15 protein-coding genes are annotated in these 15,170 nt (G+C 66.2%); 8 read left to right on the plus strand and 7 right to left on the minus strand.

Translation table 11 applies throughout. The features are described 5' to 3' along the window. Window positions 1-213: 213 nt before the first annotated feature. The 7 genes from ACCQ03_RS16695 to gap form a co-directional block, all read right to left on the minus strand. Complete coding sequence (locus ACCQ03_RS16695; protein ID WP_008574673.1) at window positions 214-858, minus strand: HAD family hydrolase; 645 nt, start codon at window positions 856-858, stop codon at window positions 214-216. Next, entirely contained in the window at window positions 855-2,030 is a 1,176-nt protein-coding gene (locus ACCQ03_RS16700) for a phosphoglycerate kinase (protein ID WP_209225845.1), read from the minus strand. The genes ACCQ03_RS16695 and ACCQ03_RS16700 overlap by 4 nt, the downstream gene beginning before the upstream one ends. A gap of 319 nt (window positions 2,031-2,349) precedes the next feature. After that, window positions 2,350-3,705, minus strand: coding sequence for a DUF3999 domain-containing protein (locus ACCQ03_RS16705; RefSeq protein ID WP_209225843.1), 1,356 nt, complete (start codon window positions 3,703-3,705; stop codon window positions 2,350-2,352). Then, window positions 3,702-4,286, minus strand: a complete 585-nt coding sequence (locus ACCQ03_RS16710) for a DUF2339 domain-containing protein (protein ID WP_425521713.1) — start codon at window positions 4,284-4,286, stop codon at window positions 3,702-3,704. The genes ACCQ03_RS16705 and ACCQ03_RS16710 overlap by 4 nt, the downstream gene beginning before the upstream one ends. 5 nt (window positions 4,287-4,291) lie before the next feature. Then, window positions 4,292-6,547, minus strand: coding sequence for a DUF2339 domain-containing protein (locus ACCQ03_RS16715; protein WP_412566718.1), 2,256 nt, complete (start codon window positions 6,545-6,547; stop codon window positions 4,292-4,294). A gap of 181 nt (window positions 6,548-6,728) precedes the next feature. Further along, on the minus strand, window positions 6,729-7,199 hold the full coding sequence (locus tag ACCQ03_RS16720; RefSeq protein ID WP_057677514.1) for a hypothetical protein: 471 nt from the start codon (window positions 7,197-7,199) through the stop codon (window positions 6,729-6,731). Between the two features lie 209 nt (window positions 7,200-7,408). Further along, window positions 7,409-8,410 (minus strand): type I glyceraldehyde-3-phosphate dehydrogenase, encoded by a 1,002-nt coding sequence (gene gap / locus ACCQ03_RS16725; protein WP_057677526.1) that lies wholly within the window; start codon window positions 8,408-8,410, stop codon window positions 7,409-7,411. Between the two features lie 465 nt (window positions 8,411-8,875). Here gap and ACCQ03_RS16730 point away from each other — a divergent pair, with 465 nt between their 5' ends. The 8 genes from ACCQ03_RS16730 (at window position 8,876) to modC (ending at window position 15,095) form a co-directional block, all read left to right on the plus strand. Then, window positions 8,876-9,388, plus strand: coding sequence for an SgcJ/EcaC family oxidoreductase (locus ACCQ03_RS16730; RefSeq protein WP_057687087.1), 513 nt, complete (start codon window positions 8,876-8,878; stop codon window positions 9,386-9,388). Window positions 9,389-9,672: 284 nt separating this feature from the next. Next, entirely contained in the window at window positions 9,673-10,296 is a 624-nt protein-coding gene (locus ACCQ03_RS16735) for an OmpW/AlkL family protein (RefSeq protein WP_057678796.1), read from the plus strand. A 117-nt stretch (window positions 10,297-10,413) separates the two neighbouring features. Continuing rightward, complete coding sequence (locus tag ACCQ03_RS16740) at window positions 10,414-11,028, plus strand: OmpW/AlkL family protein (RefSeq protein WP_039571106.1); 615 nt, start codon at window positions 10,414-10,416, stop codon at window positions 11,026-11,028. A 286-nt stretch (window positions 11,029-11,314) separates the two neighbouring features. After that, the gene (locus tag ACCQ03_RS16745) at window positions 11,315-12,088 is read left to right on the plus strand and encodes a S1/P1 nuclease (RefSeq protein ID WP_335338819.1); all 774 of its coding nucleotides are present in this window, start codon (window positions 11,315-11,317) and stop codon (window positions 12,086-12,088) included. Between the two features lie 13 nt (window positions 12,089-12,101). Further along, a complete protein-coding gene (locus ACCQ03_RS16750) occupies window positions 12,102-12,926 on the plus strand; it encodes an MBL fold metallo-hydrolase (RefSeq protein WP_209225839.1) in 825 nt (274 codons plus the stop codon). A 75-nt stretch (window positions 12,927-13,001) separates the two neighbouring features. Beyond that, window positions 13,002-13,778, plus strand: coding sequence for a molybdate ABC transporter substrate-binding protein (gene modA / locus ACCQ03_RS16755; protein WP_057678798.1), 777 nt, complete (start codon window positions 13,002-13,004; stop codon window positions 13,776-13,778). A gap of 16 nt (window positions 13,779-13,794) precedes the next feature. After that, window positions 13,795-14,481, plus strand: coding sequence for a molybdate ABC transporter permease subunit (gene modB / locus ACCQ03_RS16760; RefSeq protein ID WP_209225882.1), 687 nt, complete (start codon window positions 13,795-13,797; stop codon window positions 14,479-14,481). Continuing rightward, the gene (gene modC / locus ACCQ03_RS16765) at window positions 14,481-15,095 is read left to right on the plus strand and encodes a molybdenum ABC transporter ATP-binding protein (protein ID WP_057678799.1); all 615 of its coding nucleotides are present in this window, start codon (window positions 14,481-14,483) and stop codon (window positions 15,093-15,095) included. Before modB ends, modC begins: the two co-directional genes overlap by 1 nt. Window positions 15,096-15,170 lie beyond the last annotated feature (75 nt).

Consider the following 15,170-nt stretch of genomic DNA (forward strand, 5'->3'; position numbering starts at 1 on the left):
TACCGAGGATGGCATTGCGGCATAGCCTTCCTCCGATTCCGGCATGTCTTATAGACAGTGCGGGACAGTACGTACGCCTGCGCCCGCGCTGCCATGAGCAATGCGAACGGTCGCCACCCTAACCCGGCAGCGGTGAAGCGTGTTCTGCGCGCTGCGAACCGCAGCTGCGGGCGCGGCGACCAAGCGAACACAACGGTCGACGCGCACCGCTCATCACTGCAGCAACGCCGCCAGTTCAGCCGGTGTGCGTGCCAGCGCACCGGCGCCGGCGGCGCGCAATTCGCCCTCGTCGCCGAAGCCCCACAACACGCCAATGCTGTGGATGCCGTGGTGATTGGCGCCATCGATATCCATGCGCCGGTCACCGATCATCACGCAGCCAGCCTTGTCGATCTGCAAACGGCGCAGCGCTTCGGCAATGAGGTCCGGCTTGAAGCGACGTTCGCCATCTTCGCTGGCACCGATCACCTCTTCGAAGCACGCGCCGAAGGGCAGGTGCTCGACGATGCGCCGCGCATAGCGCTCATTTTTCGAGGTCACCACGGCCAGACGATGACCGGCACGCTGCAGGCCGGTGACAACCTCGCCGATGCCGTCGAACACGCTGAGTTCGGTCCAGCCCACCGCGTCGTAGCGTGCGCGGTAGAGCCCGAGCGCGCGCTGCACCAACTCCGGATCGTCCGGGAAACATTCGGTGAAGCTGTCGCGCAACGGCGGGCCGATCCAGGCGCGCAAGGTCTGCGCCGACGGACGCGGCTGGCCGAGTTCGTCGAAGGCATGCACGATGCTGGCAACGATGCCTGGCTCCGAATCGACCAGCGTGCCGTCCAGATCGAAAAACAGCGTGGCTGCACTCACTGGCCGCGGGCCTGGAGTGCGGCCACCGCCGGCAAGGTCTTGCCTTCCAGAAACTCCAGGAACGCACCGCCACCAGTGGAAATGTAGGTCACGTCCTTGGCGATCTCGTATTTGTCCACTGCGGCCAGGGTGTCGCCACCGCCGGCGATCGAGAACGCCTTGGAACTGGCGATCGCGCGCGCCAGCGTCTCGGTGCCGTGGCTGAAGGACTCGAATTCGAACACGCCGACCGGCCCGTTCCACACCACCGTCCCGGCATTGGCGATCAGCTCGGCGTAGCGCTGTGCGGTGTGCGGGCCGATATCCAGGATCAGATCGTCCGCGTCGACCGCATCCAGCGACTTCACGCTGGCTTGCGCCTCGGGCAGGAACTGCTTGGCAACGACCACATCGGTGGGCAGCGGAATCTCCGCGCCACGCGCCTTGGCATCAGCCACGATCTGGTTGGCGGTCGGGATCAGGTCCGGCTCGTTCAACGACTTGCCCACGGCATGCCCGGCTGCGGCGATGAAGGTGTTGGCGATGCCGCCGCCGACGATCAACTGGTCGACCTTGTTGACCAGGTTGGACAATAGCTCCAGCTTGGTGGAGACCTTGCTGCCGGCCACGATCGCCAGCAGCGGCTTGGCCGGGTTGTCCAGCGCCTTGGCCAGGGCGTCGAGTTCGACCATCAACAGCGGGCCGCCTGCTGCGACCGGCGCGAAACGGATCACGCCATGCGTGGAGGCCTGCGCACGGTGCGCGGTACCGAAGGCATCCATCACGAACACGTCGCACAACGCGGCGTACTTGCGCGCCAGCGTCTCATCGTCCTTGCCCTCGCCAACGTTCATGCGGCAGTTTTCCAGCAGCACGACCTGGCCCGGCGCAACGTCCACGCCGTCGACCCAGTCGCGCACCAGCGGCACGTCCACGCCCAGCAATGCGGCCAGACGCGTGGCCACCGGCGCCAGCGAATCTTCTTCGGTCCAGCTGCCTTCCTTGGGGCGGCCCAGGTGCGAGGTCACCATCACGGCCGCGCCTTTTTCCAGCGCCAGCTTGATGGTGGGCACCGAGGCGGTGATGCGCTGTTCGGAGGTGATCTGGCCGTTGTCGATCGGCACGTTGAGATCCTGGCGGATCAACACGCGCTTGCCGGAGAGATCGAGGTCGGTCATGCGAACAATGGACATGGGCTCAGCTCGTTCGGTCTAGGGAGGGGGAATGGGGAATGGTCAGGCAGAAGCACCCAGGACGCGCGCCCGGGCAAACAGGTGAGCGCTGTGCCGTTGGCGGCAACTGGCCATAAAACGCCGGCGCGATGTTGTTGCGCCCGCGGGCGGATCGCGTGGCGCGCAGCTTGCCCACCACGCGCGAGGCCGCCAAGACGGTTGGCGAGGCGCGGGATGCTTGGTCGAACACGACGGGCAATACGGCTGCCTTGGTCACGGGGGACGCCCATTGTCCGACCTTCGCGCTGCAGCGGCAAACCGCGATGCGAAGCGGCCGCAATCAGCCGTTGCGATTGGCCGACGCGCTACGCAACAGACTCACCGCGAAACCGCCGACCAGCAAGGCGCCGCCGACCAGCAGGCCCCACAGCAACCAACGCTTCCAGTCGCGCGGCGTGGCGGCCGGTTGCAGCGCGGCATCGCCGGCAAGCGGCTGCGCCTGCGCAGCCAGGCGGGCCTGCGCCGGCTGCCACTGTGCGCCACGTTCGCGCCGCAGTGCCTGCAGCATTGCGCCCAGCGGTGCGTCGGTGCGCTGCGCACGCGCACTGCCGGCGACCAATGCATAGGGTGGCTGGCCTTGGGCGAGAAACATCAGCCGCTCCGGCCGGTAACCGACGCGCAGCGTCGGCACGGCGGTGCTGCGACCCTGCGCGGCGACCAACCGCCATTGGCGATCGCGCACGGGCGCAGACAGCAATTGCGGCGGCGACGCGGCGGCCGCGCCCTGGCCCAATCGATACGCCAACCATGGGCCGGCACGTTGCAGCCACGGCGCATCGTCGGAATCGCGACTTGCCACGATCCACTCGACCGCCTCGGCCTGACTGCCGCCGACATCCAGCTGGCTGATCGGAAAGCGACCAGGCAAGGCATACACCAGCGCCGCATCTTGCGTGGTGCCGGGCAAGTCCAGCCACTGCGGCGGTGTGGACATGGCGATGCCCTCCAGCTCCGCCTCGACCACGCGTAGTGCCGGCAGCGCGCCGGATGCGGTGACCAGGCGCAGGTAACGCGCCCCATCGTCCGGGGCGATACGGCGCTGCTGCAGTCGCTGCGCCTGATTGTCGAGTGCCATGACCATGGCGTTGGAGGCGAGCACGCGCCAGTCGCGCAGATCGTCGCTGCCTTCCACACGCACCTGGGCCTGCACCGGCATGTCGCCCTCCCAGTCCAGCACTAGCGCACGCGGGCGATCGCGCAGCGCGCTGGCATCGATCAGCCAGCTGACACCGCGGCCCGCAGCGACAGCTCCGGTCGCAAAGCGACCTTCCAGGCGGCGCACCGCACCACTGGCATCGCGCTCGGCAATCAATTGCAGATCGCCGTTGGCCGGCGCGGCACCGGCGGGCAGCGCAAACACGGGCAAGCGCTGACGGCGTACCGCAGCCGCCGGTGCCGCATCCATCGGCAGCCAGGCGGTGGGCAGCTCTTGTCCACGCGCATCGATCACCGTGACATCGCGCAACGCCGCGTCGTGCGCAATGCGATACACCGCCGCATCCAAGGTCAGCTGATAGAGGCCGGCATCCGAGCCGGTGACCTGCAGCGGCCACTGCTGGCGGTAGTCCTGCCGCACATCGGCAGCCTGCGCCAGCAGCGGCACCAACAGCAACAACCCCCATCGCATCGCGTTCATGCCTGATCCTTTTCGACGCCGTTCTCTTCGGCAGCACGACCTTCGGTCGCGACCGCCCGTGGCGGCGCCGGCGCCAGATAGCCCACCACGGTGCACAACAGGCCATAGGCCATGAACGAGCCGATGCCGAGAAGATTGCCCAGATGCTGGCGGTCGACCAACACCAACTTCGCCAGGACCAGCCCCATCAGCAACGCGCCGCCCAGCCACAGCCCGCGTTGCCCACGACGCGAGCCGATCACCCAGCCAAGCACGCCAAGCACGCTCCAGACGATGGTGAGGCTGGTCTGCGACAAGGTGGCGCCGATCAGCGCCCGATCCCACGCCACACCGCCCCAGTGATGCACGCTATGCAAGGTGCTGCCGGTGATCAACGCCCACCCCAGCACACCCAGCGCACCCACGCGCGAACGCTGCAGCACTGTCGGCGCAGGTGCGGACCAGGCCCAGCGCGCAAGCAAGGCCAGGACCGCCAATTGCGCCAGCGCGGCGGGATTGAGCAACGGCAGCCAGGGCAACGGCGCGGCGCTCACCGGGTCCAGCAACGCGAGCAGCCAGCCGAGCCCCAGTACCGCGAACACGCAGCTCAGCAGCGCGTTGCGTGCAGGATCAAAGCCGGTTCCCTGCGGCCAGGCCAGCCACGGCCAGCGCAACAGCCCCAGCGTCGCCACCAGCAACCATGGCGCCGCCAGCAAGGCGCAACGCCAGCCATTGGCCAGCGAGAACGCATCGGCCAGCCAGGCCGCGCCCAGCGAAATGACCAACGGCCACAGCAGCCACCAGATGAACTGCGCCGCCATCGCGCCAGCGCCGCGCTGCGTGCGCAGGCACCACAGCGCACGCGCGCCTGCCACCGCAAATACACCCCATGCCAGCGCGCCCCAATGCGCAAATGGCTGGGTGTGCGCTGCGTCTTGCCACAGCGCCAACGGCGCCGCCAGCGCCAGCCCGACATCACCGTCCATACCAACGCCGCTGCAGGACGGCGCCGATGCACTTCCGCCGCCAGCCATACACTGAGTGCGACCAAGCCCAGCAGCAGATCAGGTTCGCTGCGCAGGTCGGCAAAACGCACGATCTCGTGCACGCCGCACAGCGTCCACCACCCCAGTCCCCACAGATATGCCAGCAGCGCACGCCGCCGATGCCCGGCATCGCGCAGGAACCAGGCACTGGCCCAGCCGGCCAGCGCCAGCAGCATCGTGCTCATGCAGGTTGCATTGGCCACCGCGACCGCATCGTGGCGCCAGGCATCCACGCCGAAGGCGACACCCACCGCCGCAAACACCTGCAGCGCAACACCGCTGACCTGCGAGACCCGTCGTTGTTGGCGAAGCCCCAGCCACAGCAAACCGACGCCTTCCAGCGCAAACACGCTCGCAGTGGCACGTGCCGACAGCGCCAGCGGTACGGCCAGGGTTGCAAACCCGACCGCCAGCATCGCGTGCGCCTGGCCCAGCACGCGGGTAGACGCGCGGCGCAGCAGCCAGCTGCCCAGGCCCGCATACAACGCGGCCACCGCCACCGCGCACAACGCCAGGGGCAGCCGGTCGCCCTCAAGCAGGCGCGCCTGCAACGCAAACGCCACCAGCGGCGTTCCGAACAACAGGCTGCCATCGATGAGCCTGCCGGCACTGCCGTCGCCGCGGCGCGCATGCAGCACCGGGATCGCCACGTACATCGCGAAGAACAGCAACAGGAACGGCTCGGTCGTGGCGAATTTCGCCGGGGAATACTGCAGCGCCCCCCACACGGTGCCGATGCCGAAGGTGAAAGCAAACCCCAGCAGGTTCAGCACGCGCCACGGACGTGTCCATGCAATCGCCACGATGCCGGCGTTGAGCACGGCGTAATACGAAAACAGCGCCACGTGATTGCCGCTGCCGGTAGACAACCAGATCGGCGCAAGAAAACCGGTCAGCACGCCCAGCACCGCCAACGTGCGCGAATCCTGCAGCACCGCCAGCACGCACATGCCTGCGATCAGCACCACGCTGATGCCCAGCGCCATTGCGGCATCGAGCAAGCCATACAACTTGAACGCCGCGAACACCGTCAACAACAAGCCGCCGATGGCGCCGCCCTGCAACGCCAACGCAAAGCCCGGCCGCTGCGCGCGCTGCGTCCAACCGAAGATCAGGCCGGCCAATGCCAGGACGCTGATGCCGGCCAAGCGCATCTCGATCGGCATGCGCATCCAGCCCTGGTCGCTGGCGTACTTCAACAGCGATGCCACGCCGGCCAGCAACACCAGCATGCCGACCTTCACCGGCACATTGCCCTCGGTGAACCAACGCTTCAAGGCGCTGGCTGCGCGCGCGATGGCGCTGGGCGCGGCCGGAAGCTGGGGCGGTTGCGGTTGCGCCGATTGCGGTTGCGCCGGCTGGGCGCGCGTTGCCTGCGCTTGCGGGCTGGGACGTTCCGACGCCGCGATTGCACTGCGCGCCATCGCATCTGCAGGCGCCTGCGCCGGCAACGGCGGCGGCATCGCCGAGGCAGACACACCAACCGCCTCGTGATCCGCGCCCGGCGCATGCCAACCGTCGTCCTGACGCGCCGCATCGGAGGTGCGGTACCCCGAAAGATCGCTGTCGGCCACGACGCCCGGACCAGTGCCGGCAGCGGGAGCCTCGTCAGGTCGCTCCCATGCCCTGCCCTGCGCGTCCGCGGGTGCTTGCGCCTGCGCATCCGCACGCCCGGCACCACTGCCCTGCCACTGCGCGAGCCGCTGCTCCAGCGCCGCCACCCGTCGCCGCAGCCCGGCAATCCACACCAGCGCAATCACCACACCCACCGGCACGGCGAGCAGCACCAGGGCCACCAACACGATTATCGTTTCCAACGCAGCAATCCCCGAACCGGCGTCCAGCCGAATGCGCGCACCATACAGCCTAGGGCTGCGGCTGGGCAGCTAGCCTATCGCTTGGACGACGGATGGAGCGTCGGCAAGCATGCGGTCGCATGCGTGCTTGCGTGGATGCCTCACACAAGAAAACGCCCGGAGAACCGGGCGCTTTGAACGGTTATTCGCGGTAGCCGCTGTCGTTCTTGTTATGGATGATCCAGATCAGGTTGCCGCCGGTCCCCATCGACTTGCCAGCGAACACCAGGCGTCCCTGGCCCTTATAGGCCATTTCGTAACGGTAGCGGTCGCCACCGAAGAAAAACGGGATAAATGCCTTGCCGGTCACGTAAGCACCCTGGTCGTCCGGTTGACCAATCAGGTCGGTGACCTGCTTCATCGGCATACCGATTTTCAGCTGGGTGAACTTGCTGCCAGGCGCCGGCTTGCCGGTGATCTCGCCTTCGTAATCATTGACGCCCTTGACGGTCTCGCCGTAGCCCGCCTCGACATCGGACGACTTGATCACCTCGCCATCGGCATTCATCCAGGCCGGCGTACCGGTCTGCTTTTTTGCAGCCCAGCTGGTCGACGGCACGGAAAACGCAACAACCACACTCAGCGCCAAGGCGCCTGCAAAAAACTTATTCATCACTTTTCTCTCGATCCATGGAGTTCCCCGATCCTTCGTACACGACACGGGAACGGCCGCCGTGCGTGCAAATTAGCGCACGTGAGTCCCGCAAAGTCCACTTCCGGGCAGCCGCCGAAGGCGTCGCAGTGCAAGAAACGCAACATCCATCGCCTACGAATGAAAAAGCCCCGGCATGCCGGGGCCTGTTTCATCACTGCACCAGAAACTTACTTTGCCACAACCCGCACCATCTCCAGGCACTTGTTGGAGTAGCCCCACTCGTTGTCGTACCAGGACACCAGCTTGACGAAGGTGGAGTCCAGCGCGATGCCTGCGTCGGCGTCGAACACCGAGGTGCAGGTTTCGCCGCGGAAATCGGTGGCCACGACCTTGTCTTCGGTATACCCCAGCACACCCTTCAGTGCACCTTCGCTCTGTGCCTTCACTTCGGCGCAGATTTCGGCGTAGGTGGCCGGCTGTTCCAGCTCGACCGTGAGGTCGACCACCGAGACGTCGGAGGTCGGCACGCGAAAGCTCATGCCGGTGAGCTTCTTGTTGAGCTCGGGGATCACCACGCCCACGGCCTTGGCCGCGCCGGTGGAGGACGGGATGATGTTCTCCAGGATGCCGCGGCCGCCGCGCCAATCCTTGTTGGACGGGCCGTCCACGGTCTTCTGCGTCGCAGTGGCCGCATGCACGGTGGTCATCAGGCCGCGCTTGATGCCCCACTTGTCGTTGATCACCTTGGCCAACGGCGCCAGGCAGTTGGTGGTGCACGAGGCGTTGGAGATGATCGCTTCGCCCTTGTAGGTCTTGTCGTTGACGCCGTAGACGAACATCGGGGTGTCGTCCTTGGACGGCGCCGACAGGATGACTTTCTTGGCACCTGCATCGATGTGCTTCTGTGCGGTTTCCTTGGTCAGGAACAGGCCGGTGGACTCGATCACCACGTCGGCGCCGACGGCATCCCACTTGAGGTTGGCCGGGTCGCGTTCCTGGGTCAGGCGGATCTTCTTGCCGTTGACGATCAGCGTGTTGCCGTCGACCGAGACATCGGCCTTGAAGCGGCCATGCACCGAGTCGTACTGCAGCATGTAGGCCAGGTAGTCGGGCTCGAGCAGGTCATTGATGGCCACGATCTCGATGTCATTGGCGAAGTTCTGCACCGCAGAGCGCAGCACGTTGCGTCCGATGCGACCGAATCCGTTGATGCCAACCTTGATTGCCATGTTCACTAGCTCCTGCGGCCGCGACAGCGCGGCGGATGGAAAGGGGCTGTCATTCTAGCAGCGTCACTTGTCTGCAGCCGTGTTGGTGTGGGCCGTGATGGGGGAATGGGCATTCGGGATCGGTGAGCGGTTCGCCAGTGAATGAGCTCTGTGCGTCGCTTGGTGAGCCATCGGACCGCAAACGCGCTCGGCCTCTGCGGGAACGCGCGTGAGCGGCCGATCCGCGCGCCATCGCATCGATGACCGACGGTTTCCGGATGAGCTCATGCCAGCCGCATCAAGCGCCGCTGCATCGAGCATGGTGAAAGAGGCCATACCTCCATATATTTCATCCACTTAAAGACGAATCGAATACGCTGAAAAGCATATTCACCGCTATGCCGAACAGCAGAATTTCGGCACTCCGTGGATTTCGATACTGGCGCTGCCTGCTGAGGCAACCCATCAATCACACGGAGATTTCCCATGCGTCGCACCCTGTTCTCTCTGGTTCTGGCTGTGGCTGCCACCCCGGCGCTGGCTGGCGGCGTGATGCATTACACCGACAAGGCCAAGCTGCCGGCCGGCGGCGAAGAGCGCGAAGTCGCTGCGCTGTTCGACACCTGGAACGCGGCGCTGGCCACCGGCAACCCGCACAAGGTGGCCGACCTGTACGCACCGGACGGCGTATTGCTGCCGACGGTCTCCAACGAAGTGCGCGCCTCGCGCGAGCAGATCGAAAACTACTTCGCGATGTTCCTGACCAAGAAGCCGCAGGGCGTGGTCAACTACCGCACCGTGCGCGTGCTCGACGACGACAGCGCCGTGGATGCCGGCGTGTACACCTTCACCTTGACCGACGAGGCCGGCAAGAAGAGCAACGTGCAGGCCCGCTACACCTTCGTCTACGAAAAGCGCGACGGCAAGTGGTTGATCATCAACCACCACAGCTCGGCGATGCCGGAAGTGGATGCACCCAAGGTCGCCAAGGTCAAGTAAGCGGTACATCGCACCGGCGATCGATCGCTGTCGACGCCACTGCGCACGCAACCGTCGGCGCTCCTCCCGCGCCGACAGCCGCGGCCAGCCCATCGCGCGATGCCGCACGTGCGATCCCGCTGCGAGCATCGGCATAGCGCGTATCGCGGTCGTGCGCGCAGGGTGTGACTACAGCCATTGCAGGCCCGCACACCCGAGCGCACGGCCAAATTGATCAGGATCAAGGCAGCGGCGACGCCAAGCGCGAAGACTTCCCACGTCCATTGCACCCCACGAGGCTTCCCATGCATCTTCGCTCTACCTTTCTGTTCACCGCGCTGGCCGCTTCTTGCGTCAGCCTCCCCGTACTGGCGCAATCCAAAGGCGACTGGACCGTTGCCGTCGGTGCCCACCAGGTCGCCCCCAAATCCGACAATGGCCGCCTGGTTGGCGGCACGCTGGAAGCAGACGTAGGCAAGGACATCAAGCCGACCTTCACCGCCGAATACTTCATCGCAGACAATCTCGGCATCGAGGTCCTGGCCGCGCTGCCGTTCGAGCACGACATCGCGCTGCGTGGACTGGGCCGCGTTGGCAGCACCAAGCACCTGCCGCCGGTGGTGTCGCTGCAGTACCACTTCAACAGCCAGGGCAAGGTGTCGCCCTTCCTCGGCGCGGGCATCAACTACACGCGCTTCTTCGACACCGATACCCGCGGCGCGCTGGCCGGCAGCACGCTGGAGCTGGACGATTCCTGGGGCCTGGCACTGCATGCAGGCGTGGACTACAAGCTCAGCGACCGCGGCGCGCTGCGCGTCAACCTGCGCTGGATCGATATCGATACCCAATCGCGCCTGGACGGCAACCGTATCGGCACGGTCAATATCGACCCGCTGGTCTACGGCGTGGCCTACGTGCACCGGTTCTGATCCTGCGGCGTGGGCGGCGCATCTCTGGCACACTTGCCGTCCAGGGACGTGCATCCACCGCCGGAGTTGCGGACAGGTCGGTCACGTCGCCCGTCTGTCCGACCTACCGGGGATTCCATGAACACGCTGACTCGCACCGCCCTCGCCATCGCACTGGCCGCCTCGGCCGCACCCGCCCTTGCACAATCGGCCGGTCACTGGACGACCGGTTACGGTGCGGGCTATGTCTCGCCCAAGTCCAATAGCGGCACCTTCGGCGGCACCCAGGCCGAGATCAAGGGCGCGCCGGCACTGTCGTTCACCTACGAATATTTCCTGCGCAACAACCTGGGTATCGAAGTGCACGCCGCAGTTGCAGGCAAGCACGATCTCGAACTGCAGGGCATCGGCAAGGTGGGCAGCTATTGGTCGGTGCCACCGAGCGTGCTGCTGCAGTACCACATCAATGGCTACGGCACGGTGTCGCCGTTCGTGGGCGTCGGCATCAACTACACCGCGTTCCTGGGCGAAGACACCGAGCCGACGGTGGCTGGCGGCGATCTGCGTTTCGACGATTCGGTCGGCGCCACTGCGCATGTCGGTGTCGACTTCATCTTCAACGACCGCAGCGGCCTGCGCGTGGATGCGCGCTGGACCGATTCGCGCAGCAATGTCGACCTCAACGGTGCGCGGCTGGGCAAGGCACGGATCGATCCGTTGACCTTCGGCGTGTCGTACCTGGTGTATTACTAAGAGCGTCTGGCAATAAGAGCATCTGGCAACACGACTGCGTTCATCGCCAAATGGGCGCGGCCGGCACCGGTGCGGCATGCCCCATGCGAATGCTGCAGTTGCCGCGTTGCGTGCAAACCCGCCCGACGACTGCCTGCACCATCCGGGCGTGCTCCAGGCACGCATTGGCGCCATGCTGAGGCGTGGCTGTCGCAACTGCCGGATGGCCATCAAACCGTCCCGGAGCGATGCGTACAATCGCCGGATGAAGACACTTTCCCTCTCTGCATTCGTAGTTGCCGCGGCAATGGCCGCCGCGATCCACCCCAGCACCGCCCTGGCCTGGGGCCCGCAAGGCCACCGTCTGGTGGCGCGTATCGCCGAAACCGAACTGAGCCCGCAGGCACGCACGCAGGTGGCGCAATTGCTGGCCGGCGAGCCGGACCCGACCCTGCACGGCGTGGCCACCTGGGCCGATGAGTTGCGCGAGCACGACCCGGACCTTGGCAAGCGCTCCGGGCCATGGCACTACGTCAACCTGGGCGAACACGACTGCACGTACGTGCCACCGCGCGACTGCCCGGACGGCAACTGCGTGATCGCCGCGCTCGACCAGCAAGCCGCTCTGCTCGCAGATCGCAGCCAGCCGTTGGACGTCCGCCGCCAGGCCTTGAAGTTCGTGGTGCATTTCGTCGGCGACATCCATCAGCCGATGCACGCCGGCTATGCGCACGATAAGGGCGGAAACGACTTCCAGCTGCAGATCGATGGCAAGGGCAGCAACCTGCATGCGCTGTGGGACAGCGGCATGCTCAACGACCGCCACCTGGGCGACGATGCGTACCTGCAACGCTTGCTGGCATTGCCGGCCGCCACTGCGGTGTCTGCGGCCCTGCCGCCGCCGGCTGCGGCATGGGCGCAGGCGTCGTGCAAGATCGCCATCACGCCCGGCGTTTACCCGAGCGCACACGTGCTGCCCGCCACCTACATCGCCACCTATCGCCCGATCGCCGAAACCCAGCTGCGCATCGCAGGTGACCGGCTCGCCGCCATCCTCAACGCGGCACTGGCCAACCCCTGACGTGGAGACGCAGATGCAGCCCCAGGTGCTTGCCTTCTTTCATGCCGACAGCAACACCTTCACCTACCTGGTCGCCGATGCGGCCAACGGTGCGGCGGCCGTGATCGACCCGGCGCTGGACTACGCGGCCGAGAGCGGCGTCGTCGGCAGCCAGGCGGCGCAGGCCATCCTTGCGGCTATCGAGCAACACGGATGGCAGTTGCAGTGGCTGCTGGAAACCCATGCGCATGCCGATCACCTGTCTGCGGCGCAGTGGCTGAAGCAGCATTGGCCGCAGGCGCGCATCGGTATCGGCGAGGGTATTTGCCAGGTGCAACGCACCCTTGCCCCGCAGTACGCGTTGCCGGACGACTTCCGCGCCGATGGCTCGCAATTCGATCATCTGTTTGCCGACGACGAGCGCTTCAAGCTAGGCGGTGTCGAAGCACGCGTCATCGCGGTGCCCGGCCACACCAGCGACAGCATTGCGTATCTGATCGGCGATGCACTGTTTCCTGGCGATTCGTTGTTCATGCCGGATGCGGGTACGGCACGTTGCGACTTCCCCGGCGGCGATGCACGCCAGCTGTTTGCGTCGATCCAGCGCCTGTATGCGCTGCCGGAAAGCACCCGCGTGTTCGTCTGCCACGACTACGGCCCTGGCGGGCGCGCGGTGGCGCATCAGACCAGTATCGGCGCGCAGCGGCGCAGCAACATCCACGTGCGCGACGGCGTGGACGTGGAGACCTTCGTGGCGCAGCGGCAGGCGCGCGATGCCACCTTGCCCGAGCCCAAGCTGATCCGCCCGGCCCTGCAAACCAATCTTCAGGCCGGGCGTTGCGCCGGAGTGGTCCTGTAGCGCGCGCAGGCTCGCCACGCGGTGCGCATCGCGTAGCCGCTATGATCGGGGCCCTGTCCTGGTGAGGAGCATTCGATGCGCATGATCGGTTTCTGGCAGCGCGCGTTGTGCGTGCTGATGCTGGCGTTGCCTATGCTGGCAAGTGCGCAGACCGCCCCGGTGACGGTGTTTGCGGCCGCCAGCCTGAAAGAATCGATGGACGAAGCCGCTGCCGCGTACGAAAAAGCGACCGGCACGCCGGTACGGGTCTCGTATGCAGCCAGTTCTGCGCTGGCACGCCAGATCGAACAGGGCGCACCGGCGGACGTGTTCTTTTCGGCCGACCTGGAATGGATGGACTATCTGCAGCAGCGTGGGCTGGTGCTGCCGGCGCAGCGGCACAACCTGCTCGGCAACACGCTGGTGTTGGTCGCGCCGGCGAGCAGCAGGCTGCGCGTTGACCTGCGTGCGCCCGGCGCCATTGCCAAGGCGCTTGGGCAGGGCGGGCGCCTGGCCGTGGGCCAGACCGCCAGCGTGCCGGCCGGCAAATACGCCGCCGCTGCGCTGCGCACGCTCGGCCAATGGGACAGCGTCAGCAACCGGCTTGCCGAATCGGAGAGCGTGCGCGCGGCATTGATGCTGGTCTCGCGTGGCGAGGCGCCGCTGGGCATCGTGTATGGCTCGGATGCGCGCGCCGATGCCAAGGTGCGCGTGGTCGCCACCTTTCCCGACGACAGCCATGAGGCCATCGTGTATCCGGTGGCTGCATTGAAGAACAGCCGCAATCCCGCCGCCGCAGCGTTCGTCACCTGGCTGGGAAGCAAGCCGGCCAAGGCGATCTTCGCGCGCCGTGGTTTTTCGTTGAAGGATTGAGGCACACCGTTTGTCGATGTTTACCCCGGAAGAGCTGACCGCGATCGGCTTGAGTCTCAAGGTCGCGATCGTGGCAGCGCTCGCCAGCCTGCCGCCGGGCATCGCCTGCGGCTGGCTGCTGGCGCGCCGCCGCTTCCCCGGCAAGGCCCTGCTGGACGCGTTGCTGCATCTGCCCTTGGTGATGCCGCCGGTGGTCACCGGCTATGCGCTGCTGGTGGTGCTGGGCACGCAGGGGCCGGTGGGCAGCTGGTTGCTGGAACACCTCGGTATCCAGTTCGCCTTCCGCTGGACCGGCGCGGCACTGGCGTGCGCGGTCATGGGATTTCCGCTGATGGTGCGCGCGATTCGTCTGTCCATCGAAGCCACCGATCGTCGCCTGGAAGCGGCGGCCGCCACGCTCGGTGCCGGGCCGTGGCGGGTGTTTTTCAGCATCACCTTGCCGCTGGCCTGGCCGGGCCTGGTCGCCGGCATGGTGCTCGCGTTCGCCAAGGCGCTTGGCGAGTTCGGTGCCACCATCACCTTCGTGTCGAATGTCCCTGGCGAAACGCAGACCTTGTCGTCGGCCATCTACGGGCTGATGCAGGTCCCGGGGATGGAATCGGGCATCTGGCGGCTGGCGGGCGTGGCGCTGGCGATTTCGCTGGCGGCGCTGTTGCTGTCCGAATGGCTGGTGCGTCGGCCGCATCCGCGCGAGGACACGTGATGCTGGATATCGACCTGCAGCTGCAGCGCGGCACCTTCGAACGCCGCATCCGCATCCATGACGATGCGCGTGTGGTGGCGCTGGTGGGGCCCTCCGGCGCGGGCAAGACCACGGTGCTCAACGCAATTGCCGGCCTGGTGCGCCCGCAGGCCGGGCATATCCACATCGATGGGCGCTGCCTGTACGACGCCGGGCAAGGCATCGACCTGCCGACGCACCAGCGCCGGATCGGTTACGTGTTCCAGGATGCGCGGCTGTTCCCGCATCTGGATGTGCGGCGCAACCTGCGCTACGGCCGGCATGCGCGCGGCACGGCGCCGTTCGGTTTCGAAGATGTGGTGGCCCTGCTCGGCATTGCCCCGCTGTTGCAACGCCGGCCGCGCAACCTCTCTGGCGGCGAAGCGCAACGCGTGGCGATTGGCCGCGCGTTGTTGGCGCAACCGGCGATCCTGCTGTTCGACGAACCCCTGTCGGCCCTGGATCAGGCGCGCCGCGAAGAATTGATTCCTTATCTGCAACGCGTGCGCGACGAGATTCGCCTGCCGATGCTCTACGTCAGCCATAACCCCGATGAAGTCCAGCGCATTGCCGACAGCGTGCATGTGCTGGATTGAAGGCGGTGTGGGCTAAATAGCGCTTGGGTGTGACATGTCGTGAGAGGACGCAGTGTTGCTGGTGACTGGACACAC

This window comes from Xanthomonas sp. NCPPB 3569 (assembly GCF_041475645.2).
In the GTDB taxonomy this organism is placed as follows: domain Bacteria; phylum Pseudomonadota; class Gammaproteobacteria; order Xanthomonadales; family Xanthomonadaceae; genus Xanthomonas; species Xanthomonas phaseoli.